25 protein-coding genes are annotated in these 22,294 nt (G+C 55.2%); 13 read left to right on the plus strand and 12 right to left on the minus strand.

Annotation, left to right across the window (positions count from 1 at the left end; translation table 11 throughout):
- The first annotated feature begins 87 nt into the window (after positions 1–87).
- Both panE and yajL read left to right on the plus strand, forming a co-directional pair.
- Entirely contained in the window at positions 88–999 is a 912-nt protein-coding gene (gene panE / locus ACLJPQ_RS04285) for a 2-dehydropantoate 2-reductase (protein ID WP_080184601.1), read from the plus strand.
- Positions 962–1,552 carry a protein deglycase YajL gene (gene yajL, locus ACLJPQ_RS04290; RefSeq protein ID WP_001275809.1) on the plus strand — a complete coding sequence of 197 codons (591 nt, stop codon included), beginning with the start codon at positions 962–964 and terminating at the stop codon, positions 1,550–1,552. Before panE ends, yajL begins: the two co-directional genes overlap by 38 nt.
- Before the next feature lie 96 nt (positions 1,553–1,648).
- Here the strand turns inward: yajL and phnX are convergent, their stop codons facing one another.
- Together phnX and phnW are read right to left on the minus strand one after the other, a co-directional pair.
- The gene (gene phnX / locus ACLJPQ_RS04295; protein WP_080184602.1) at positions 1,649–2,458 is read right to left on the minus strand and encodes a phosphonoacetaldehyde hydrolase; all 810 of its coding nucleotides are present in this window, start codon (positions 2,456–2,458) and stop codon (positions 1,649–1,651) included.
- A gap of 9 nt (positions 2,459–2,467) precedes the next feature.
- On the minus strand, positions 2,468–3,571 hold the full coding sequence (gene phnW, locus ACLJPQ_RS04300) for a 2-aminoethylphosphonate--pyruvate transaminase (RefSeq protein ID WP_000203959.1): 1,104 nt from the start codon (positions 3,569–3,571) through the stop codon (positions 2,468–2,470).
- Positions 3,572–3,710: 139 nt separating this feature from the next.
- Between phnW and phnR the strand changes: the two genes are divergently transcribed.
- The 5 genes from phnR to phnV all read left to right on the plus strand — a co-directional run bounded on the left by phnR (position 3,711) and on the right by phnV (position 8,419).
- Positions 3,711–4,430 carry a phosphonate utilization transcriptional regulator PhnR gene (gene phnR / locus ACLJPQ_RS04305; RefSeq protein WP_080184603.1) on the plus strand — a complete coding sequence of 240 codons (720 nt, stop codon included), beginning with the start codon at positions 3,711–3,713 and terminating at the stop codon, positions 4,428–4,430.
- Between the two features lie 197 nt (positions 4,431–4,627).
- Complete coding sequence (phnS, locus tag ACLJPQ_RS04310; protein WP_023182336.1) at positions 4,628–5,641, plus strand: 2-aminoethylphosphonate ABC transporter substrate-binding protein; 1,014 nt, start codon at positions 4,628–4,630, stop codon at positions 5,639–5,641.
- Between the two features lie 5 nt (positions 5,642–5,646).
- Positions 5,647–6,756 carry a 2-aminoethylphosphonate ABC transport system ATP-binding subunit PhnT gene (gene phnT / locus ACLJPQ_RS04315; protein ID WP_000928785.1) on the plus strand — a complete coding sequence of 370 codons (1,110 nt, stop codon included), beginning with the start codon at positions 5,647–5,649 and terminating at the stop codon, positions 6,754–6,756.
- Positions 6,757–6,758: 2 nt separating this feature from the next.
- Positions 6,759–7,619, plus strand: a complete 861-nt coding sequence (gene phnU / locus ACLJPQ_RS04320) for a 2-aminoethylphosphonate ABC transporter permease subunit (protein WP_000052716.1) — start codon at positions 6,759–6,761, stop codon at positions 7,617–7,619.
- Positions 7,620–7,621: 2 nt separating this feature from the next.
- Positions 7,622–8,419: a 2-aminoethylphosphonate ABC transport system, membrane component PhnV gene (gene phnV / locus ACLJPQ_RS04325; RefSeq protein ID WP_000909791.1), complete on the plus strand. Its 798-nt coding sequence runs from the start codon at positions 7,622–7,624 to the stop codon at positions 8,417–8,419.
- Between the two features lie 43 nt (positions 8,420–8,462).
- Here the strand turns inward: phnV and thiI are convergent, their stop codons facing one another.
- Positions 8,463–9,911: a tRNA uracil 4-sulfurtransferase ThiI gene (thiI, locus tag ACLJPQ_RS04330; protein ID WP_000668655.1), complete on the minus strand. Its 1,449-nt coding sequence runs from the start codon at positions 9,909–9,911 to the stop codon at positions 8,463–8,465.
- Between the two features lie 209 nt (positions 9,912–10,120).
- On the opposite strand from thiI, the gene xseB reads away from it, so the two are divergent.
- The 4 genes from xseB to ACLJPQ_RS04350 are packed head-to-tail and all read left to right on the plus strand — an operon-like array spanning position 10,121 to position 14,180.
- Positions 10,121–10,363 (plus strand): exodeoxyribonuclease VII small subunit, encoded by a 243-nt coding sequence (gene xseB / locus ACLJPQ_RS04335; protein WP_001124944.1) that lies wholly within the window; start codon positions 10,121–10,123, stop codon positions 10,361–10,363.
- Positions 10,364–11,263 (plus strand): (2E,6E)-farnesyl diphosphate synthase, encoded by a 900-nt coding sequence (gene ispA / locus ACLJPQ_RS04340; protein WP_000348074.1) that lies wholly within the window; start codon positions 10,364–10,366, stop codon positions 11,261–11,263.
- A gap of 23 nt (positions 11,264–11,286) precedes the next feature.
- On the plus strand, positions 11,287–13,149 hold the full coding sequence (gene dxs / locus ACLJPQ_RS04345) for a 1-deoxy-D-xylulose-5-phosphate synthase (RefSeq protein ID WP_000006782.1): 1,863 nt from the start codon (positions 11,287–11,289) through the stop codon (positions 13,147–13,149).
- A 56-nt stretch (positions 13,150–13,205) separates the two neighbouring features.
- The gene (locus tag ACLJPQ_RS04350; protein WP_023195350.1) at positions 13,206–14,180 is read left to right on the plus strand and encodes an aldo/keto reductase; all 975 of its coding nucleotides are present in this window, start codon (positions 13,206–13,208) and stop codon (positions 14,178–14,180) included.
- A 103-nt stretch (positions 14,181–14,283) separates the two neighbouring features.
- Here the strand turns inward: ACLJPQ_RS04350 and pgpA are convergent, their stop codons facing one another.
- The 6 genes from pgpA to nrdR form a co-directional block, all read right to left on the minus strand.
- Positions 14,284–14,799: a phosphatidylglycerophosphatase A gene (pgpA, locus tag ACLJPQ_RS04355; RefSeq protein WP_000154063.1), complete on the minus strand. Its 516-nt coding sequence runs from the start codon at positions 14,797–14,799 to the stop codon at positions 14,284–14,286.
- Positions 14,777–15,757 (minus strand): thiamine-phosphate kinase, encoded by a 981-nt coding sequence (thiL, locus tag ACLJPQ_RS04360; RefSeq protein ID WP_000752133.1) that lies wholly within the window; start codon positions 15,755–15,757, stop codon positions 14,777–14,779. Before thiL ends, pgpA begins: the two co-directional genes overlap by 23 nt.
- A 78-nt stretch (positions 15,758–15,835) precedes the next feature.
- The gene (nusB, locus tag ACLJPQ_RS04365; protein WP_000801129.1) at positions 15,836–16,255 is read right to left on the minus strand and encodes a transcription antitermination factor NusB; all 420 of its coding nucleotides are present in this window, start codon (positions 16,253–16,255) and stop codon (positions 15,836–15,838) included.
- A gap of 20 nt (positions 16,256–16,275) precedes the next feature.
- Positions 16,276–16,746: a 6,7-dimethyl-8-ribityllumazine synthase gene (ribE, locus tag ACLJPQ_RS04370; RefSeq protein ID WP_001021372.1), complete on the minus strand. Its 471-nt coding sequence runs from the start codon at positions 16,744–16,746 to the stop codon at positions 16,276–16,278.
- 88 nt (positions 16,747–16,834) lie between these two features.
- Complete coding sequence (gene ribD, locus ACLJPQ_RS04375; RefSeq protein ID WP_080184604.1) at positions 16,835–17,938, minus strand: bifunctional diaminohydroxyphosphoribosylaminopyrimidine deaminase/5-amino-6-(5-phosphoribosylamino)uracil reductase RibD; 1,104 nt, start codon at positions 17,936–17,938, stop codon at positions 16,835–16,837.
- A 3-nt stretch (positions 17,939–17,941) separates the two neighbouring features.
- Complete coding sequence (gene nrdR, locus ACLJPQ_RS04380; protein ID WP_000543533.1) at positions 17,942–18,391, minus strand: transcriptional regulator NrdR; 450 nt, start codon at positions 18,389–18,391, stop codon at positions 17,942–17,944.
- Positions 18,392–18,542: 151 nt separating this feature from the next.
- On the opposite strand from nrdR, the gene ACLJPQ_RS04385 reads away from it, so the two are divergent.
- The gene (locus tag ACLJPQ_RS04385; RefSeq protein ID WP_023215784.1) at positions 18,543–19,082 is read left to right on the plus strand and encodes a DUF3251 domain-containing protein; all 540 of its coding nucleotides are present in this window, start codon (positions 18,543–18,545) and stop codon (positions 19,080–19,082) included.
- A 299-nt stretch (positions 19,083–19,381) separates the two neighbouring features.
- Positions 19,382–20,245 carry a nucleoside-specific channel-forming protein Tsx gene (locus ACLJPQ_RS04390; RefSeq protein WP_000752021.1) on the plus strand — a complete coding sequence of 288 codons (864 nt, stop codon included), beginning with the start codon at positions 19,382–19,384 and terminating at the stop codon, positions 20,243–20,245.
- An 83-nt stretch (positions 20,246–20,328) separates the two neighbouring features.
- On the opposite strand, the gene ACLJPQ_RS04395 is transcribed toward ACLJPQ_RS04390, so the two are convergent.
- From ACLJPQ_RS04395 to secF, 3 genes are all read right to left on the minus strand, one after another.
- Positions 20,329–20,436: a type I toxin-antitoxin system toxin Ldr family protein gene (locus tag ACLJPQ_RS04395; RefSeq protein WP_000176312.1), complete on the minus strand. Its 108-nt coding sequence runs from the start codon at positions 20,434–20,436 to the stop codon at positions 20,329–20,331.
- 437 nt (positions 20,437–20,873) lie between these two features.
- Complete coding sequence (gene yajD / locus ACLJPQ_RS04400; protein ID WP_000974818.1) at positions 20,874–21,221, minus strand: HNH nuclease YajD; 348 nt, start codon at positions 21,219–21,221, stop codon at positions 20,874–20,876.
- A gap of 93 nt (positions 21,222–21,314) precedes the next feature.
- On the minus strand, positions 21,315–22,286 hold the full coding sequence (gene secF, locus ACLJPQ_RS04405) for a protein translocase subunit SecF (RefSeq protein WP_000046629.1): 972 nt from the start codon (positions 22,284–22,286) through the stop codon (positions 21,315–21,317).
- Between the last annotated feature and the right edge of the window lie 8 nt (positions 22,287–22,294).

Here is a 22,294-nt window from a genome sequence, read left to right on the forward strand (position 1 = left end):
CCTGCAACGAGGCTTAACGAGAAGCTTAGCTGATGACGCTATAATTAGCGCCATAACACCTGGCGCTGTTGCAGGTGAGGAGGAACAATGAAAATTACTGTACTGGGATGCGGAGCCTTAGGACAACTTTGGCTTTCGGCACTGTGCAAACACGGACATGACGTACAGGGCTGGCTACGGGTGCCACAACCTTATTGCAGCGTAAATCTGATCGATACCGATGGTTCCTTTTTCAACGAATCACTGACGGCAAACGATCCGGATTTTTTGGCGAAGAGCGAACTGTTATTAGTCACGCTGAAAGCGTGGCAGGTTTCCGACGCAGTACGAACCCTGGCGTCAACCCTACCGGTGGCGTCGCCTATCCTGCTCATTCATAATGGAATGGGAACCATAGAAGAGCTGCAAAATATCCAACAGCCGATGTTGATGGGGACTATCACCCATGCTGCGCGCCGCGACGGTAATATCATTATTCATGTCGCTAACGGTACTACGCATATTGGCCCGGCGCGCGAGCAAGACGGCGATTACAGTTATCTCGCCGATATCCTGCAGGGGGTACTGCCCGATGTCGCCTGGCATAACAATATCCGCGCAGAGATGTGGCGCAAACTGGCGGTCAACTGTGTTATCAACCCGCTCACCGCGCTTTGGAACTGCCCGAACGGCGAGCTGCGCCATCATACTGATGAAATCAACGCGATTTGCGAAGAGGTCGCCGCCGTGATTGAACGTGAAGGCTACCACACATCGGCAGACGATTTACGCTATTATGTTGAGCAAGTGATTGACAGTACGGCAGAAAACATCTCATCCATGTTGCAGGACGTGCGCGCCATGCGCCATACCGAAATTGACTACATCACCGGTTATTTACTCAAGCGCGCCCGCGTGCACGGTCTCGCCGTTCCGGAAAATAGCCGCCTGTTTGAAATGGTAAAGCGAAAGGAGAGTGAGTATGAGCGCTCAGGCACTGGTATGCCTCGCCCCTGGTAGTGAAGAGACCGAAGCGGTCACCACTATCGATCTGCTGGTTCGCGGCGGAATCCACGTCACTACCGCCAGCGTCGCCAGCGATGGCAACCTGACGATTGTCTGCTCGCGCGGCGTGAAGCTGCTGGCGGATGCGCCGCTGGTTGAAGTTGCCGACGGCGATTATGACATCATCGTGTTGCCCGGCGGAATTAAAGGCGCCGAGTGCTTTCGCGACAGCCCGCTGCTGGTCGAAACCGTAAAACAGTTTCACCGCTCCGGGCGCATTGTCGCAGCCATTTGCGCCGCAGCCGCCACAGTGCTCGTGCCGCACGATATCTTCCCTATCGGCAATATGACCGGTTTTCCGGCACTGAAAGATAAAATCCCCGCCGAACAGTGGCAGGATAAGCGTGTGGTGTGGGATGCGCGGGTAAAATTATTAACCAGCCAGGGACCGGGTACCGCTATCGATTTTGGTTTGAAAATCATCGACCTGTTGGTTGGTCGTGAAAAAGCGCATGAAGTGGCTTCGCAACTGGTGATGGCGGCGGGGATTTATAACTACTACGAATAAGAATGATTGCCGGATGGCGGCGTAAACACCTTATCCGGCCTACAAAACGGTACAGTCTGTAGGCCGGATAAGCGACAGCGCCATCCGGCAGTTATTTTACGGGCGTTCGCCCTGCGCCAGACGCGCATTAATATGCGCAATCACCCCAGGTAAATCCGCCAGTGAATCCACCACGTAATGCGCCCCGGCGGCGTACAGCTTGCTGGCCGCGTGCTCGCGGCGGACCGCAACGTCCTCTTTCGACATAGTCTGATAGGCGTCCCATGTTGCGCCGAATTCGTTACCCGATACCGCCAGCCCCACCGTCCACATCCCCGCGTTAAGCCCCTCGCTAATGCCCGGCGCGGCATCATCTACCTTCACACAGTGCGCGACCGCATCAATGCCCAGCGCAATCACGTTTTGCAGCGCCATCCACGGCCCCGGACGACCACCCGCGGCCAGGTCGTCCGTTGCCACCCAATGATCCGGACGATAGCCATGCCCGGCGGCGGCGGGAACCAGGCGCTCCATCACCGCTCGTGGGTAACCGGAGCAGGAGCCTATCTTGATACCCTCGGCTCGTAGCGCCGCGATCGTGTCGATAACTCCGGCAATAGGAGAAGAAAAATCGACAACTTTAGCAATCTGTAACGGCATGAAGGCGGAATAGATGGCATCAATATCTGCTGCGTTCATGGAGCGGCCAAACTTTGCCTGCCAGCGCGCGTCAACAGCAGGTAATTTTCCCAGCGCTTCAATGTGTTGCCATTTACCCAGCCCCATTGGCACGCGTGCTTCGGCGAGGGTGATCTCCACATCAAATGCCTGACGGAACGCCTCGACGAAAATTTGCGTCGGCGCGAAGGAGCCAAAATCGACGGTGGTGCCCGCCCAGTCGAGAATAACAGCGTGAATACGGTTCATCATGGTTCCTTATTTCGTCCAGTACATGGCGGTACGAATGGCGGTCAGCAGGGCCGTGATATCGGCGGCATATACTTCGCCAATGTTGCCGATGCGAAAGCAGTCGCTTTGCGACACTTTGCCAGGATAGATAACAAAGCCCTGCTCTTTGAGGCGGCGATAAAATTCGCTAAAGCGATACTGCGGGTCTTCCGGTGAATAAAAGGCGGTGATAATGGGCGAATGAAGTTCGTCATCCAGCAGCGTGTTAAAGCCCAGCGCCCGCATTCCGGCCACCAGGCTGCGCTGATTTTGCTGATAGCGTTGATGACGTGCCGCCACGCCACCTTCTTTCGCCAGCTCTTTCAGCGCCTGGGCAAACGCCAGGACGGTATGAGTGGGCGAAGTAAAACGCCATTTGCCGTGGTTATCCTCCATGCAACGCCACTGGGCGTAGAGATCTAACGACAGCGAGCGGGAACGCCCTTTGCACGCGGCCAGTTTTTGCTCGCGGGCAATCACGAAGGCAAAACCCGGCACGCCCTGAATGCATTTATTGGCGGAGCTGATCAGATAGTCGATGTGTAATGCTGCAATATCCATAGGGATGCCGCCGAAGCTGCTCATGGCGTCAACGATGTAGGTTTTGCCATAGCGATGCGCCAGAGCGCCCACCTCATCAATGGGGTTGAGCATCCCGGTGGTCGTTTCGCTATGCACCATGGCGATATGGCTGATCGTCGGGTCGGCGTTGAGGATCGCGTCGATCGCCTGCACATCCGGGCGCGCAACTTCGCCGCAGTCGTAAGCGTGATGGGCGATTCCCATAAGGCCGGCCATCTCGACCATTCGTGCGCCGTATGCACCGTTGCTGACGATCAGCACCTTATCCTGCGGCCCCAATGCGCTGCCCAGTACGGCTTCCACAGCATAGCTGCCGCTGCCTTGCAGCAGTACGGAGGTGTAGCCTTCGGAGGCCGTTGCCAGTGCGGTTAGCTGCTGGCGGATCTGTTCCACCACGCCGATATTGTAATCATCATCCCAGGTACAGCTATCGAACAACATCGCTTCTTTCACGGTACGAGAGGTGGTGAGCGGGCCAGGAGTCAGCAGCAGATAGTTACGCGAAGTCATGTTATTTACCTTTGGTCTATACCAGATTGCATTTATCATGACGATCTTTGCCGCGACGGGTCAAAGAGAAAATCGCGCTGCAACAAAAAATTCATCTCTGCTTGTATAATGGCGGCAGGCAAAACGGAAGCGAGTAAGCATGAAATCTATCCCGGGCGATATCCCGCAGTACCTGTTGATCAAGGCGCAGCTTCAGGCGCGTATTCAGAGCGGTGCGTTGAAAAGCGGTGATAAACTGCCCTCTGAACGCGAACTGTGCGCGATCTTCAACACCACGCGCATTACTATTCGCGAAAGCCTGGCGCAGCTGGAGTCCAGTGGGCTTATCTGGCGCGCCGATCGTCGCGGTTGGTTCGTTACGCCGGAACGCCTGTGGCTGGATCCGACCCAGAACACCAACTTCCATAAGCTTTGCCGCGAGCAGGGGCGGGAGCCAAAAACCGCGCTACTGAGCGGCGTGTTAACCACCGTGCCTGTCGAGGTTATGGAGCCCCTCCAGCTCCAGCCGTTTGATCAAATCTATCTGCTGACCCGTCTGCGTTACGCCGATGGCCGCGCCGTGTGCTACTGCGAAAACCATTGTTTGCCCGCCCGCGTGCCTGAGCTGCTGCAGTACGATCTCAACGGCAGCCTGACCGAGGTATACGAGTCGCACTACAACCTCGTCTATACCAGCATGCATCTGTCGTTCTACCCCACCGTCATGCCTGCGCAGGCCGCACAGGCGCTGGGAGTTATGGAAGGACGCCCGGCGCTGTTGCTGCGCCGTCTGAACTACGATCAACACGGGCGAGTGCTGGATCTGGATATCGAATACTGGCGTCACGACAGCCTGCGTATTGAGGTAGATACCCACTAGCGGATGCGCCGGATGTTGGCTGCGAGCCTTATCCGGCCTGTCAATGGTATCGTCTCACGGCTATCCGGATAAGCGCAGCATCCTCCGGCGTGGACTGATTTATTTCTCTTTCATCGTTTTGTCACATAAGCCGTTTAGCGTAAAAAGCAAACCTGGTATAGACCAGAAAATGCAACGTACGCTATGAGGCTATTACGATGAAACTTTCCCGACTTGCTCTGCTGTCTGTCTTCGCTCTCGCCAGCGCCCCGTCATGGGCGGAATCGGTGGTCACGGTGTACTCCATCGACGGGCTGCACGATGGCGATAACAGCTGGTACCAGGTGCAGTTTGACGCATTCACCAAAGCGACCGGCATTAGCGTACGCTATGTTGAAGGCGGTGGTGGCGTGGTAGTGGAACGTCTGGCAAAAGAGCGCACGAATCCGCAGGCCGACGTGCTGGTAACCGCGCCGCCATTCATTCAGCGCGCCGCCGCCGAAAAGCTGCTGGCGAACTTTAACACCGACGCCGCATCGGCTATCCCCGATGCCAACAACCTTTATTCGCCGCTGGTAAAGAATTATCTGAGCTTTATCTACAACAGCAAACTGCTGAAAACTGCCCCGGCGAGCTGGCAGGATCTGCTTGACGGTAAATTCAAAAATAAACTCCAGTATTCCACGCCAGGTCAGGCCGCTGACGGCACGGCGGTGATGCTGCAGGCTTTCCACAGCTTCGGCAGTAAAGATGCCGGTTTTGCGTATCTCGGCAAGCTGCAGGCCAATAACGTCGGGCCATCTGCCTCTACCGGCAAGCTAACCGCGCTGGTTAATAAAGGTGAAATCTACGTCGCTAACGGCGACCTGCAAATGAACCTCGCGCAGATGGAACGTAACCCGAACGTGAAAATCTTCTGGCCGGCTAACGACAAAGGCGAGCGCAGCGCGCTGGCCATCCCTTATGTCATTGGCCTGGTCCAGGGGGCGCCGCAGAGTGAAAATGGTAAAAAGCTGATTAACTTCCTGCTGAGTAAAGAAGCGCAGACTCGCGTCAGCGAACTCTCCTGGGGAATGCCGGTACGCAGCGACGTGACGCCGAGCGACGAACATTATAAGGCCGCCACTGCCGCGTTAGAAGGCGTGCAGAGCTGGCAGCCAAATTGGGATGACGTAGCCGTTTCGCTGTCGGCAGATATTAGCCGTTGGCACAAAGTGACCGAAAGCGAGTAAGCCTGATGCTGATGAAAACGACCGCTGTTCACGCCCCTGCATCGCAGGGGACATCGGGGATAGTCCTCGACTCGCTGCGCGTTGCGTATCACGGCAACGTGGTGCTTAAACCGCTCTCTTTGACGATTGAACCTGGCGAAGTGCTGGCGCTGATTGGCCCATCAGGATCTGGAAAAACGACGGTGCTGCGTGCGGTTGCGGGCTTTGTGCAACCTGCAGGCGGTCGTATTCTGATTGGCGATACGGACGTCACCCATCTGCCACCCTATAAACGCGGGTTGGCGATGGTGGTGCAGAACTACGCCTTGTTCCCGCATCTGAAAGTGGAAGACAACGTCGCTTTTGGCCTGCGTGCGCAGAAGCAGCCAAAGGCGCTAATTAATGAGCGTGTAACGCAGGCGCTGAAAACGGTTGGCATGAGTGATTACGCCGCCCGTTATCCGCATCAACTTTCCGGCGGCCAGCAGCAACGCGTGGCCATCGCCCGCGCGATTGCCGTGCGCCCGCGCGTGCTGTTGCTGGATGAACCACTGTCAGCGCTGGACGCACAGATTCGTCATAATATGGTGGAAGAAATCGCCCGTCTTCACCGTGAGCTGCCGGAACTCACTATTCTCTACGTCACCCACGATCAAACGGAAGCGCTCACCCTGGCCGATAAAATCGGCATTATGAAGGATGGTTCGCTGATTGCTCACGGCGAAACCCGCGCGCTATATCAGCATCCGCCCAATCGTTTTGCCGCCGAATTCTTAGGTCGCGCCAATATTCTCTCCGCCATCGCGCTGGGGATAACGGAGGCTCCGGGGCTGGTGGACGTCAGCTGCGGCGGTGCGGTGATTCGCGCGTTCAGCCGGGGCAGCCACCACGGTTACAACAAACTGCTGTGCATTCGTCCTCAGCACCTCAGCCTGATGCCGCGTTCGGCCGACAGCAACCGCTTCAACGCCACACTGCAATCGGTGCACTGGCAGGGCGATTTAACCCATCTGCTGTGTGACGTTGCTGGCGAAACGGTGCGGATGGTGTTGACGCATGTCAATCCGCTGCCGCGCGTGGGCGACAAGCTGGCGCTGTGGTTCGAACCGGATGATGCGGTCCTGATTGAGGTATAACCATGTCACTCATTTTACCTCTGGAAAAACCGGCGCTTAACCTACGCCCACTGCTGTGGCTGCTGCTCCCGTTGCTGGTGCTGGCGACGCTGTTTTTCTGGCCTCTGTCGCTCATCGTTGAACAGGCGCTACGCGGTGCCAATGGCGAGATCGGGCTCGAGACCTTCCGCCAGGTGGTCGACTCGAAACGCTTTGTCGGCGCGTTACTGAACACGTTGCAAATCGCCTTTTTCGCCACCGCCGGTTGCCTGCTGCTGGGCAGCGTGATGTCGCTGATTCTGGTGTTTATTCCTTTCCCCGGCAGCGAGTTGATTGGTCGGGTCGTCGATACTTTTATTGCGCTGCCGACCTTCCTGATTACGCTGGCGTTCACCTTTATTTATGGGTCAGCGGGTCTGCTCAACGGTACGCTGATGAGCCTGTTTGCCTTTGAGCTACCGCCGGTGGATTTTCTCTACTCGATGCAGGGCGTCATTCTGGCGGAGATCACGGTGTTCACTCCGCTGGTGATGCGGCCACTGATGGCCGCGCTGCGGCAAATTGATAAAAGCCAGCTAGAAGCAGCCAGCATTCTGGGGGCGCACCCGTTACGGGTGATTGGGCAGGTGATTTTCCCGGCGGCGCTACCGGCGCTGATGGCTGGTGGCAGCCTGTGCCTGCTGTTGACCACTAACGAGTTTGGCATCGTACTGTTTATTGGCGCGAAAGGGGTTAACACCCTGCCGATGATGGTTTACAGCAAAGCGATTCTGGAGTCCGACTATACGGTCGCCTGCATGATTGCGTTGATTAACATTGTCTTGTCGCTGGGGCTGTTCTCCCTCTATCGCCTGGCGGCATCGCGTACCGGCGTAAGGAGCTAGCCATGCTAATTTGGTCACCTAAAGGACGCGCAGCGGCGGGCGTTGTGGCTAGCGTACTGTTTATCGTGTTCTTTTTCCTGCCGCTGGCGGTGATTCTGATGTCCAGCCTTAGCCAGCAGTGGAACGGTATTCTGCCGAGTGGCTTCACGCTGAACCACTTTGTTAACGCTCTGCACGGTGCGGCATGGGACGCCCTACTTGCCAGCCTCACGATTGGCTTTTGCGCCAGCCTGTTTGCGCTGCTTTGCGGCGTTTGGGCGGCGCTGGCGCTGCGTCAATATGGGGTGAAAACGCAGAAATGGTTAAGTATGGTGTTCTATCTGCCGAGTGCGATTCCGTCAGTGTCCGTGGGCCTGGGCATTCTGGTTGCTTTCAGCCAGGGGCCATTGCAAATGAACGGCACCCTATGGATTGTGCTGACAGCGCACTTTGTGCTGATTTCCGCCTTTACCTTCAGTAACGTGTCGACCGGACTGGCACGAATTTCCGCCGATATTGAAAACGTCGCGTCGAGTCTGGGGGCATCGCCCTGGTATCGTCTGCGTCACGTGACGTTGCCGTTATTGATGCCGTGGATGATGTCAGCGCTGGCGCTGAGTTTATCGCTCTCCATGGGGGAGTTGGGCGCGACGATGATGATTTATCCGCCGGGCTGGACGACGCTGCCGGTGGCTATCTTTAGCCTGACCGACCGTGGAAATATCGCCGACGGCGCGGCGCTGACTATTGTGCTGGTGGCCATTACGCTGCTGCTGATGATGAAGCTGGAGCGCATTGCAAAACGGTTGGGGCAGAAATAAAACGGTAGGCCGGGCAGGACATAGCCGCCACCCGGCAAAGGAATTACGGGCGATACACCTTCACATTGGCAAACCCCTGCTCGCGCAGATAGAGCGCCTGCAGGCGACTCATTACGCCGCGTTCGCACCATAGCAGCCAGGTTTTGCTCTGATCGAGATCGCCAAATTTAGTGCTCAGCTTGTAGAAAGGCAGCGAAACGACGTCGACGCCCTCCACTTTCAGCGGCTTGTCATCCTGCTCGTCGACAGAACGGATATCCAGAATCACATCGTTGGCGCCAAAACCGCTCACAGTTTCAACTTCCACCACCTCCTGCTGGGTCTGCTGGGCGATTTCACGAATATCGACGTTGCTCGCTTCTTCTACCACCTTATCGAGAATACTGAAGTCGAAATTTTCTTCTTCGGCTTCAATTTTCGCTTTAATGGCTTTCACCGTCGGACTTTTTGAAATCACGCCACAGTATTCCGGCATCGTACGGGCAAAATCTTCCGTACCAATCTGGCGCGCCAGGTTGATAATGTGCTCTTTATCGTAAGAGATCAGCGGGCGCAAGATCAGCGTGTCAGACACGTTATCGATCAAGCGCAAATTAGTTAGCGTCTGGCTGGACACCTGGCCCAGCGCTTCGCCGGTCACCAGCGCCTGTACGCCGTAACGTTCCGCCACTTTCGACGCCGCGCGTACCATCATACGTTTGAGCACCACGCCCATCTGGCCGTCGTCGACTTTCTCCAGAATCTCGCCGACCACCGGTTCGAAGTTAATCGCCACAAAACGCACGCGATGGGAGCTGCCAAAGCGGTTCCACAGGTAATGCGCCACCTGGCGAACGCCGATTTCATGCGCCGCGCCGCCGAGGTTAAAGAAGCAGTAGTGTACGCGGCAGCCGCGACGCATCAGCATATAGCTGGAGACGCCGGAGTCAAAACCGCCGGAGATCAGCGACAGCACGTCTTCCTGGGTGCCAATCGGGAAACCGCCAATACCTTCATAACGCCCTTTGATCAGCAGCAGGCGATCATCTTCCACTTCCAGATGCACCGTCACATCCGGGTTAGTGAGCTTCACGCGCGCCGATTCAATATGCTGATTTAATCCGCCGCCGACATAGCGCTCCACCTCAATGGAACTAAACTCATGCTTACCGCGACGTTTTACGCGCACGCAGAAGGTTTTGCCTTCAAGCTGCTCGCGATACTGCGCCAACGCTTTCTCGAAAATGTCGTGCATATCGGTGAACGGCACATCTTCGACTTCAAGAATATGGTGAATCCCCGGAATGCGGGTCAGCGCGTCGCGAATCGCCAGACGCTGGTTTTCATCTTTGGCGCGAACTTCAATGTTATCCCAGTGACGGACAACCGCGAGGGTCTCATCGTAGTGCTTTAAAACGTTACGGATGTTCCCGGTTAAAATTTTTATAAAGCGCAAACGCACAGATTGGCTTTTGATAGTGATTTCCGGGAACAATTTAATGATAAACTTCATGGCGGCAATGGTTCTTTAGCAAGCTATCTAAGGCTTGTCGTGGAGAAATAGTACAGCAGCCCATACCTACGGCTGCATCCAGGCGCGGAAGTATATCACTATCACGGACATCTTGCGCATTTCCCCTTACCATTGCGCGTTATTTGCTTATCAGTGTGAGTCCGTTACCATAGACTTGTGCTGCCATTACAGAGAGTCAAACAGTCATCATGCCGAAGAAAAATGAGGCGCCCGCCAGCTTTGAAACTGCGCTGAGCGAGCTGGAACATATTGTTACCCGCCTGGAAAGCGGCGATTTGCCGCTGGAAGACGCGCTGAATGAATTCGAGCGCGGCGTACAACTGGCGCGTCAGGGGCAGGCAAAACTGCAGCAGGCGGAACAGCGCGTGCAAATTTTGCTGTCTGATAATGAAGAGGCTTCACCTGAGCCTTTTATCGCGGATAATGAGTAAATGGACTTTACGCAGCAGCTACAGGCTTGCGTAACGCAAGCGAATCAGGCGCTGAGCCGTTTTATCGCGCCACTGCCCTTTCAGAACACTCCCGTGGTCGAAGCCATGCAGTATGGCGCATTATTAGGCGGTAAACGCCTGCGGCCATTTCTGGTTTACGCCACCGGTCAAATGTTTGGCGTCAGTACGGCAACGCTGGATGCGCCAGCTGCGGCGGTCGAATGCATTCATGCCTATTCGCTGATCCATGACGACCTGCCAGCAATGGACGATGACGATTTGCGTCGCGGCCTGCCGACTTGCCATATTAAATTTGGCGAAGCCAACGCAATCCTGGCGGGAGACGCGTTGCAGACGCTGGCGTTTGCCATTATCAGCGACGCGCCGATGCCGGAAGTCGCCGATCGAGATCGTATCGCGATGATCGCCGAACTGGCAAATGCCAGCGGTATCGCCGGTATGTGCGGCGGTCAGGCATTGGATCTGGCGGCAGAAGGCCAGCGGATCACTCTGGACGCGCTGGAACGCATTCATCGCCATAAGACCGGCGCGCTCATTCGCGCCGCCGTTAGACTTGGCGCGTTGAGCGCGGGCGATAAAGGACGGAATACTCTGCCGATACTTGACCGCTATGCAGAGAGTATCGGCCTTGCCTTCCAGGTTCAGGATGACATTCTGGATGTGGTGGGCGATACTGCAACGTTAGGTAAACGTCAGGGCGCAGACCAGCAGCTTGGCAAAAGTACCTATCCTGCACTTCTGGGTCTTGAGCAAGCCCGGAATAAAGCCCGGGACCTGATAGAGGACGCCCGTCAGTCGTTACATCAGCTGGCCGCGCAATCACTGGACACCTCGGCACTGGAAGCGCTAGCGAACTACATAATCCAGCGTGATAAATAAACCCCATATCCAATGAGCTTGCGATGAGTTTTGATATAGCCAAATACCCTACCCTGGCATTGGTCGACTCCACCCAGGAGTTACGACTGTTACCGAAAGAGAGTCTGCCGAAACTCTGCGACGAGCTACGCCGCTACTTACTCGACAGCGTAAGCCGTTCCAGCGGGCACTTCGCTTCCGGGCTGGGCACGGTAGAACTTACCGTGGCGCTGCATTATGTCTACAACACCCCGTTTGACCAGCTAATCTGGGATGTTGGACACCAGGCTTATCCACATAAAATCCTTACCGGTCGTCGCGACAAAATCGGCACCATTCGCCAGAAAGGCGGTCTGCACCCGTTCCCGTGGCGCGGAGAAAGCGAATACGATGTGCTGAGCGTTGGGCATTCCTCCACCTCCATCAGCGCCGGTATCGGCATTGCCGTGGCGGCGGAGAAAGAAGGCAAAGATCGCCGCACCGTCTGTGTGATTGGCGACGGCGCCATCACCGCCGGTATGGCGTTTGAAGCAATGAATCACGCAGGCGATATCCGGCCCGACATGCTGGTCATTCTGAACGACAATGAAATGTCGATTTCGGAAAACGTCGGCGCGCTCAACAACCATCTGGCGCAGCTACTTTCCGGTAAGCTTTACTCTTCTCTGCGCGAAGGCGGAAAAAAGGTCTTCTCCGGCGTACCGCCAATTAAAGAACTGCTCAAGCGTACCGAAGAACATATTAAAGGCATGGTTGTGCCGGGCACACTGTTCGAAGAGCTGGGCTTTAACTACATCGGGCCGGTCGATGGTCACGATGTCATGGGGCTTATCAGCACATTGAAGAACATGCGCGACCTGAAAGGCCCGCAGTTCCTGCATATCATGACCAAGAAAGGCCGCGGCTATGAGCCCGCGGAAAAAGATCCGATCACTTTCCATGCGGTGCCTAAATTTGATCCTTCCAGCGGATGTTTGCCGAAAAGCAGCGGCGGTCTGCCAGGTTATTCAAAAATCTTCGGTGACTGGCTGTGTGAAACCGCCGCCAAAGACAGCAAGCTGATGGCGATCACCCCAGCAATGCGCGAAGGTTCCGGCATGGTGGAATTTTCACGTAAATTCCCGGATCGCTATTTTGACGTCGCCATCGCCGAGCAGCATGCCGTCACCTTCGCCGCAGGTCTGGCGATTGGCGGCTATAAGCCCGTCGTGGCGATCTACTCTACTTTCCTGCAACGCGCCTACGATCAGGTTATCCATGACGTCGCTATCCAGAAACTGCCGGTCATGTTCGCCATCGATCGCGCCGGTATCGTTGGCGCGGATGGACAAACGCACCAGGGCGCGTTCGATCTCTCCTATCTGCGCTGCATCCCGGATATGGTGATCATGACGCCAAGCGACGAGAACGAATGTCGCCAGATGTTATTTACCGGGTATCACTATAACGACGGCCCGACGGCAGTACGTTATCCACGCGGTAATGCGCAGGGCGTGGCGCTAACCCCGCTGGAAAAACTGCCTATTGGTAAAGGCGTTGTGAAGCGTCATGGCGAAAAACTGGCGATTCTGAACTTTGGCACCTTAATACCAGAGGCGGCGAAAGTCGCCGAAGCGTTGAACGCCACGCTGGTCGACATGCGCTTTGTTAAACCGCTGGACGACACGTTAATTCTGGAGATGGCCGCGCAGCATGACGCGCTGGTGACGCTGGAAGAAAACGCCATTATGGGCGGCGCTGGCAGCGGCGTAAACGAAGTGCTAATGGCCCATCGTAAACCTGTACCTGTGCTGAATATCGGTCTTCCGGATTTCTTTATCCCGCAAGGAACGCAGGAAGAAGCCCGCGCGGAACTGGGGCTCGACGCTGCAGGCATTGAAGCCAAAATCAAGGCCTGGCTGGCATAATCCCCTCTTTGCTCCTGCTATGCTTGAAGAGTGACGGGTATAACAGGAGCGGAGTCATGCAATACAACACGTTAGGAAATACAGATCTTCGGGTGTCCCGCCTTTGTCTGGGCTGCATGACATTCGGCGAGCCAAGTCGCGGCAATCACGCCTGGACGCTTCCCGAAGAGAGCAGCCGTCCCATCATCAAGCGCGCCCTTGAGGGCGGCATTAACTTTTTTGATACCGCCAACAGCTACTCCGACGGCAGCAGCGAAGAGATTGTCGGTCGCGCGCTGCGTGATTTCGCCCGGCGCGACGAGGTGGTGGTAGCGACGAAAGTCTTCCATCGCGTCGGCGATCTGCCGGAAGGATTGTCCCGCGCGCAAATCCTGCGCTCTATTGACGATAGCCTCACCCGTCTGGGAATGGAGTATGTCGATATCCTGCAAATCCACCGCTGGGATTACACCACGCCGATAGAAGAGACTCTGGAAGCGCTAAACGACGTGGTGAAGACGGGTAAAGCCCGCTATATCGGCGCTTCCTCAATGCACGCCTCACAATTTGCCCAGGCGCTGGCGCTACAAAAACAACACGGCTGGGCGCCGTTTGTCACCATGCAGGATCACTATAACCTGATCTACCGCGAGGAAGAGCGTGAGATGCTACCGCTGTGCTGGCAGGAAGGCGTCGCCGTGATTCCGTGGAGTCCGCTGGCGCGCGGGCGCTTAACTCGCCCCTGGGGAGAAACCACGGCCCGGCTGGTCTCGGATGACGTGGGCAAAAATTTATACGCTGAAAGCGATAAAAATGATGCGCAAATAGCGGAACGGCTGGCTGGCGTCAGCGAGGCGCTTGGCGCAACGCGAGCGCAGGTTGCGCTGGCCTGGCTACTCAGTAAACGAGGCGTCGCCGCGCCGATTATCGGCACTTCGCGTGAAGAGCAGTTAGATGAGTTGCTGAATGCCGTTGATTTAACGCTCAAACCGGAGCAGATTGCTGAACTCGAAACGCCGTACAAACAGCATCCGGTGGTGGGATTTAAATAATCTGCCATTGCCCGATGGCGCGGCGCTTATCGGGCCTGCGAAATCGACATATTGTTCGGGGGTAGGCCGGATAAGGCGTTTACGCCGCTATCCGGCAAACCCTTTAAATAATACCGAGCGGCCAGTGATGACCGATAAAATACAGTATGCCGGCGGATATCACGCCGGCGACGATATCATCGATCATAATCCCCATGCCGCCGTGCACGTTGCGATCAAACCAACGGATCGGCCAGGGTTTCCACATATCCAGAATGCGGAAAATAACGAACCCGGCTGCCACCCACTGCCAGTCCGTCGTCGGCAACGCCATTAGCGTTATCCACATACCGATAAATTCATCCCAGACAATACTGCCGTGGTCGTGTACGCCCATATCTTTCGCCGTCTGATGGCAAAGGTAAACGCCAATGCAGATCCCAAACATCACAACCAGCGAATAAAGCTGCCACGGCAGAAACGTCATCAAATACCAGAAGGGGATCGCCGCCAGCGAGCCCATCGTGCCCGGCACCACGGGGCTCAGCCCGCTGCCAAAGCCGGTAGCGAGCAGATGCCACGGGTTGCGCAAATTCAGGCGGCTTTTCGCAACATCTTTATGGCGTGGCAAAATGGTCATATCCTTTCCAGTCAAAAGTGACAGGTTCTCCGTCACGCACAAAGGCGATCCCTTCGATATCCGCCGTCATTTGCCCGATACAGGTAAACGGCACGCCCAGATGACCAAGCGCGACATCCAGCGCGCCACGGTTCAGCTCCGGGACGGTAAAGCACAGTTCATAATCTTCGCCGCCGGATAACATCCAGCGAAGCTTTTGTTCGGGATCATTGGCATGTCCCCACAGTTCTTCGGAGTCAGGCAGCGCCTCCAAATCGATTCGCGCGCCGCAGTTGCTGGCTTGAAGAATGTGACCAAGATCGGAGATCAAACCGTCGGAAAGATCGATCGCCGAACTGGCGAGATCGCGTAGCGCCTGTCCTTGTAAAATACGCGGCGTCGGGCGCAGATGGCGTTTGACCAGATAGTCGGCATCCCCCCAGCTTCCCACGCGAAAATCACCCCGTAGAATCGCCAGCCCGGCAGCGCTATCGCCCAACGTGCCAGTAACATAAATCCAGTCGCCCGGTTTTGCGCCAGAACGTTTCAGCGCCCGGCCGGCTGGCACAAGGCCATGAATACCGAGCGTCATCGACAGCGGGCCGCGCGTGGTATCGCCGCCAATGAGCTGCATGTCGTAGTAATCCAGTTGTTCAAACAGGCTGTCGCTGAACGCGGCAAGCCACGCCTCATCGACGTCAGGAAGCGTGAGCGCCAGCGTTAACCATGCCGGATCGGCGCCCATCGCCGCCAGATCGCTTAAATTCACCGCCAGCGCTTTATACGCCAGATCGGCAGGATCGATATCGGGTAAGAAATGGATGCCCGCCACCAGCGTATCGGTACTGATCGCCAGGGTCTGCTTTTCAGGAATATTCAGGAGCGCGCAATCGTCGCCAATACCGGTTTCAACATCAAGACGAGAGCTTCTTACACGGTCAAAATAACGGGCAATCAGGGAAAACTCGCCACATGCCATACGTTATGCCTCAGCAGAAAAAAAGAAAAGGCCGGAGACGGCGGGTATCCATCGCCCGCTATCTTTCCGGCCTGTGAATCACTTTTTGTTGGGACGAATCACCGGAGCTGCTTTATCCAGTACGCCGTTGACGAATTTGTGGCTGTCTTCAGCGCCAAAGGTTTTCGCCAGTTCAATCGCTTCGTTGATGGCCACTTTATAAGGCACATCGCTGCGTTTTGACAGCTCAAACAACGCAATACGCAGCACGGCTTTTTCAACCTGTCCCAGCTCCTCAAGCAGGCGGGACAGATACGGTTTCATTAAACCATCCAGGTACGCGCTGTTAGTCGCCACCCCGGATAGCAGTTCACGGAAATAGAGAACGTCGACGTCTTTTACGTCCTGTTCCGCCAGGAACTGGTATTCAACATCAGCGATGTCGTTCTGGGACAACTGCCAGGAGTAAAGCGCCTGGACGGCACACTCACGGGCGCGGCGACGAGCAGCAGGTTTCACGGAATTCCCCTTACAAAAAATCAGGCCTTAATGGCTTTCAATACATTAATCATTTCAAGCGCGGTCAGCGCAGCTTCTGCGCCTTTATTACCGGCTTTTGTACCAGCACGTTCGATGGCTTGTTCAATACTCTCGGTGGTCAGAACACCAAAGGCTACCGGCACGCCGCTGTCCTGGGCAACGCTTGCCAGGCCATTGCTGGCGCCGCCTGCCACATATTCAAAGTGCGCAGTCCCCCCGCGAATCACGGTTCCCAGCGCAACCACGGCGTCGTATTTACCGCTTTTCGCCAGCGCTTCGGTCGCCAGCGGCAGTTCATAGGCGCCAGGCACCCACACTACGGTAATATTATCATCTTTTACCTGACCAATACGCGTCAGGGCATCAACCGCGCCATCCAGCAGGCTGTCGTTGATAAACTGATTGAAACGCGCAATAGTGATGGCGACACGAGCGTCAGGGGCTGCAACGTTAGCTTTAATAATGTTCATATTCTCTCTTCCAGGGTTCATTTGGCCCCGCAGGGGGGCGGATTTTATCATAATAATTTGAGCGCTGCTCCCCTTTCGACGGGAGAACTCATGCGCTCACCATATGCAGGCAAACATCCGGGCCGACATGACGTATTTCGCTGAAGGTAAATTGCGGCGCGTCGGCGAGCTTCTCAAGCCCCGGCAATTCGCATAATCCCCGCGCCTGGGTTCCCAACAATTTAGGCGCGACATAGACAATCAGTTCATCCACCAGCCCGGCTTGCAACAACGCGCCTGCCAGTCCCGGTCCGGCTTCAACCCATATGCTATTAATCTGCTGCCTGCCTAACTGCATCATCAGCACAACCAGATCCAAATGTCCGTTGTGCGCCGGCACGCTGATAGTACGAACCGAATCGGGCCACACGCGGCTATCTTCCTGGGTACGCGCAATCCACGTTTCGCCAGGCTGCTGCACAATACGATGCGCAGGCGTTACCCGGTTTTGGCTGTCGATAACAATTCGCACCGGCTGGCGCAGATTTTCCTGCGGGTAAGACGCCTGCGTAGAGGCGTCTAACTCCGCCCAACGCACCGTCAAGGCCGGATCGTCAGCCAATACCGTCGCGCTACTGGTTAAGATAGCGTGACTTTGCGCACGCAAGCGCTGAACGTCGCGCCGGGCCTGCGGCGAGGTGATCCACTGGCTTTCGCCGCTGGCCATCGCCGTCCGTCCATCCACGGAGGCACCCAGTTTAAGCTGAAGATAAGGGAATCCGGTACGCATCCGTTTGAGGAAGCCTTTATTGAGCGCCTCCGCTTCACTCATCATTAACCCGTGGCTGACCGCAATACCCGCCTGTTGCAGGCGATACAGCCCGCGCCCGGCGACCTGTGGGTTCGGGTCCTGCATCGCGGCGACCACGCGCGCGACGCCGGCCGCAATCAGCGCATCACAACATGGCGGCGTTCGCCCATGATGGCTACAGGGTTCAAGCGTGACATAGGCGGTTGCGCCTTTGGCTTTTGCGCCCGCCATCCGCAGCGCATGGACCTCGGCGTGCGGCTCTCCGGCGCGATGGTGATAACCTTCGCCGACGATATCGCCATTGTTAACAATGACACAGCCGACATTAGGGTTCGGGTGAGTGGTGAAACGTCCACGCTGCGCCAGTTTTAGCGCCCGCGCCATGTAAAACTCATCCTGCATGGCTTAGTCCTGTAGGCGAGCGATTTCTTCGCCAAAGTCTTTGATATCTTCGAAACTGCGATAGACGGAGGCAAAGCGAATATACGCGACTTTATCGAGTTTTTTCAGCTGCTCCATGACCAGGTTGCCAATCATCTTGCTGGGAACTTCACGCTCCCCAGTGGCACGTAATTGTGACTTAATATGGTTCAATGCCATTTCAACATCATCTGCGCTGACGGGTCTTTTTTCCAGCGCTCTCAACATGCCGCTACGCAGCTTATCCTCATTAAAGGGTTCGCGCACATCGTTGCTTTTTATCACGCGCGGCATGACCAGTTCAGCCACTTCAAAGGTCGTAAAGCGTTCATTACACACCAGGCACTGCCGACGGCGGCGCACGGACGAGCCCTCGCCTACAAGACGAGAGTCAATGACTTTGGTATCTACGGCGAAACAAAATGGGCAATGCATACGGCGTCCTGACCAGATGATTTAGGAAATGCTATTTTACCCTGAACTGGCGCGACAACAAAGGCGGAGCGCTTTTGAGATAAAGGATCGGTGCCTTTGTGCGTATAGCGCACTACCATTACGCTATCGGACCACGAAGGAAATGATCGACATGACAAGACGTTACCTAAGAATTCTCCTGGTGGGAAGTCTCTTGAGCCTGACCGCCTGCGCGCCGCAGAGCGAAGTTCGCCAGATGCATCAAAGCATTAGCACCCTGAATAAAGAGATGACCCAACTGAATCAGGAAACGGTAAAAATTACCCAACAAAATAAGCTGAATGCGGAGTCAACCCGCGGCGTCTATTTGTTGCCTGGCGCCAATACGTCTGCCCGGCTGGAGAGTCAGATCGGTACGCTACGTATGACATTGCTGGAGATTACGCCTGTCGCAGACGGCGCTCACGCAACGTTACGCATTCAGGGCGAGTCCCGCGATCCGCTGCCAGCATTCAGCGCTACCGTAGAGTACGGGCAACTTCAGGGCACTACGGAGAACTATCAGGAGGTGAATGCACAGAGCCTTCTGGTAAATGCCCCTGCCAGTTTGCTGGCGCCCAGTGATGTCAATATTTCGTTACCGTTGAAGGGGATCACACCGGCGCAGTTAGGCTTCATTCGCATCCATGATATTCAGCCTGTTAATCAATAAACGTTCTGGCGGAGCGTTTTGTGCGTTCCGCAACATCCCCCGCGCGACTTTTGTTGCCCTACTGACATTTCCGTCATTTATGGCATGAATTGGTAATATTCATGAAAGATAGTACTGTCGCCGCGTCTAAAATGCGCAAACGTGAACGCAATCGATTACGTAAATGATAGATATGTGAAACAAGACATATTTTTGTGAGCAATGATTTTTATAATAGGCTCCGCAGAAACACGAAATATTTAGAAACGCAAATTGCGTTCTTTTCACTCCCGTAAGGGATTTCAAACAGTGGCATACATATGAAAAAAACTTTACTCGCAGTCAGCGCAGCGCTGGCGCTCACCTCATCTTTTACTGCTAACGCAGCAGAAAATGATCAGCCGCAGTATTTGTCCGACTGGTGGCACCAGAGCGTAAACGTGGTAGGCAGCTACCATACCCGTTTCTCGCCGAAATTGAACAACGACGTCTATCTGGAATATGAAGCATTTGCCAAAAAAGACTGGTTTGATTTCTACGGCTATATCGATATTCCCAAAACCTTTGATTGGGGTAACGGCAACGATAAAGGTATCTGGTCCGACGGTTCTCCGCTGTTCATGGAAATCGAACCACGTTTCTCGATTGATAAGCTGACCGGCGCAGACCTGAGCTTCGGCCCGTTTAAAGAGTGGTATTTCGCCAACAACTACATCTACGATATGGGCGATAACAAAGCCAGCCGCCAGAGCACGTGGTATATGGGTCTGGGGACCGATATCGACACCGGCCTGCCGATGGGCCTGTCGCTGAACGTGTATGCGAAATATCAGTGGCAAAACTACGGCGCTTCCAATGAAAACGAATGGGACGGCTACCGTTTCAAAGTGAAATACTTCGTCCCCATCACCGATCTGTGGGGCGGTAAACTGAGCTATATCGGCTTTACCAACTTTGACTGGGGATCTGATTTAGGCGACGATCCGAACCGTACCAGCAACTCCATCGCTTCCAGCCATATCCTGGCGCTGAACTACGATCACTGGCACTACTCGGTCGTTGCGCGTTACTTCCATAACGGCGGACAGTGGCAGAATGGCGCAAAACTGAACTGGGGCGACGGCGATTTCAGCGCGAAATCTACCGGCTGGGGCGGCTACCTGGTCGTGGGTTATAACTTCTAAACCTGCAAAAAAGGCCAGAGGTCGCCCTCTGGCCCGTTTCGGGCGCATGCTGCCATGCGGCGGCGAGTCGCGCCCACTTCACATTACTTCCGGCGATGCCACCAGCCTAAAAACAGACCTGTCGCAATCCCGACCAGCGTTGGTGCCGCCAGATCGTGCCAGATAGTAATGCTCAACTCTGTGAGCGTCATATTGCCGCCTTTGTTGCAATGGCAACGGTTCGCGGCTATCCTCAACTTGTCTAGGGTCAAGTTAGCCCCCGTAATGTTGCCGGTGAATACCGAACAATGTGCGGGGGTTTTCTCTTTCCAGCGACAAGGCCACCGGGGATCAAGCCCCCGCAACATTGCGCCTCACCGGGTTGCCCCGGCTTACCGCTGATTCTACTCTGCTCGCCAGTATCGGCAGGACTTAAAAACAAAAAAATCCCAACCTTGCGATCGGGATTCCAGTGACAATGTATGCGTTACAGGACGTTTGGGTCTGGCGACAAACTCCGGGGCTGAAAAAATGTCGGATTGCATCCGACCTACGAAAACCAATAATTCATTTATATTGCGGATTCCGTTGGGTGGAGCGAAGCGTAACCTAACATTCAACAGCACCAACAGCTTTGTCAGCAGCCTGCTTATTTCTTTTTGTTCATCATCGCTTTCAGATCGGCAAACGGGTTATAAGTCGCCTCGCCGACATCTTTTTGCGCATCTTCCCCAGCAATGACCGTCGAACCGTACTGATCGGCTTCGGTATATTTGGAATGCTCGTGATCGTGGCAGTAGAGGCACAATAGCTCCCAGTTGCTGCCGTCTTCCGGATTATTGGTGTGGTCATGATCGATATGATGCACCGTCAGCTCACGCAGATTTGAATACACAAACTCACGGGAACAACGTCCGCACACCCACGGAAACAGCTTCAGCGCTTTTTCACGATAGCCGCTTTCCAGGCGCGCATAGTTTTTGGGGATGATAGCCATGATAGTTCCTCATGCAATCGAGTTTATTCTGGATAATAAAAAGCCGCAGCACCCTGCGATGTTGCGGCTTTTCTCAGTCATGTTAACGCCAGCTTACGGCAGAATGGACGGCTGATCCGCCCCTTCTTTTTCGACTTTCTGCTGCAGCATATGCTCGCGCTTCATACCGAGTTTCAGCGCCAGCGCCGATGCGACATAGATAGAAGATGCCGTACCAATAGAGACACCGATCAGCATCGTCAGCGAGAAGCCTTCCAGTACCGGACCGCCGAAGAGGTACAGCATCAGAATTACCACTAACGTCGTACCGGAGGTAATCAACGTACGGTGTAGCGTCTGGGTCAGCGACACGTTAAAGATTTCGTAAGGCGTCCCGCGACGGATTTTGCGGAAGTTTTCACGAATACGGTCGGAGACCACGATACTGTCGTTCAGCGAGTAACCGATCACCGACATCAACGATGCCACAATGGTCAGGTCAATCTCGATATGGAAAAGCGACAGTATCCCCAGCGTAATGATCACGTCGTGCGCCAGCGCGATGACCACCCCTGCTGCCAGTCGCCACTCAAAGCGGAAACCGACATAAACGAGGATAGAGATCAACGCCACCAGCAGCGCCATAGCGCCGGTTTGCGCCAGATCGGCGCCCACGCTTGGCCCCACGAATTCAATACGCTTCACGGCCGCGTTCTGGTTGGTGGCTTCATTAATGATCGTCACCACTTTGCTACCCAGTACCTGACCGCCGGTTTCACCTTCGGTTGGCGGCATACGCACCATAATGTCGTGACTGCTGCCAAAGTTCTGCAACTGCGGCTCTTCATAGCCCGCTTTTTGCAGCGCTTCGCGCATCACGTCCATTTCAGCCGGTTTTTCCAGCGTGATTTCAATTACCGTGCCACCGGTGAAATCCAGCCCCCAGTTAAACCCGCGTACGCCCATAATGACAATGGCCGCGATCAGCAACAGCCCGGAGATGCCGAATGCCCAGAAGTCCCAGCGCATAAAGTCATAGACTTTACGGCCGTGGTTTAGTTGTTCAACAGTGTATTCCTGTGCCACATCGCACT

Source organism: Salmonella sp. SAL04213 (genome assembly GCF_046550535.1).
Lineage (GTDB): Bacteria > Pseudomonadota > Gammaproteobacteria > Enterobacterales > Enterobacteriaceae > Salmonella > Salmonella enterica.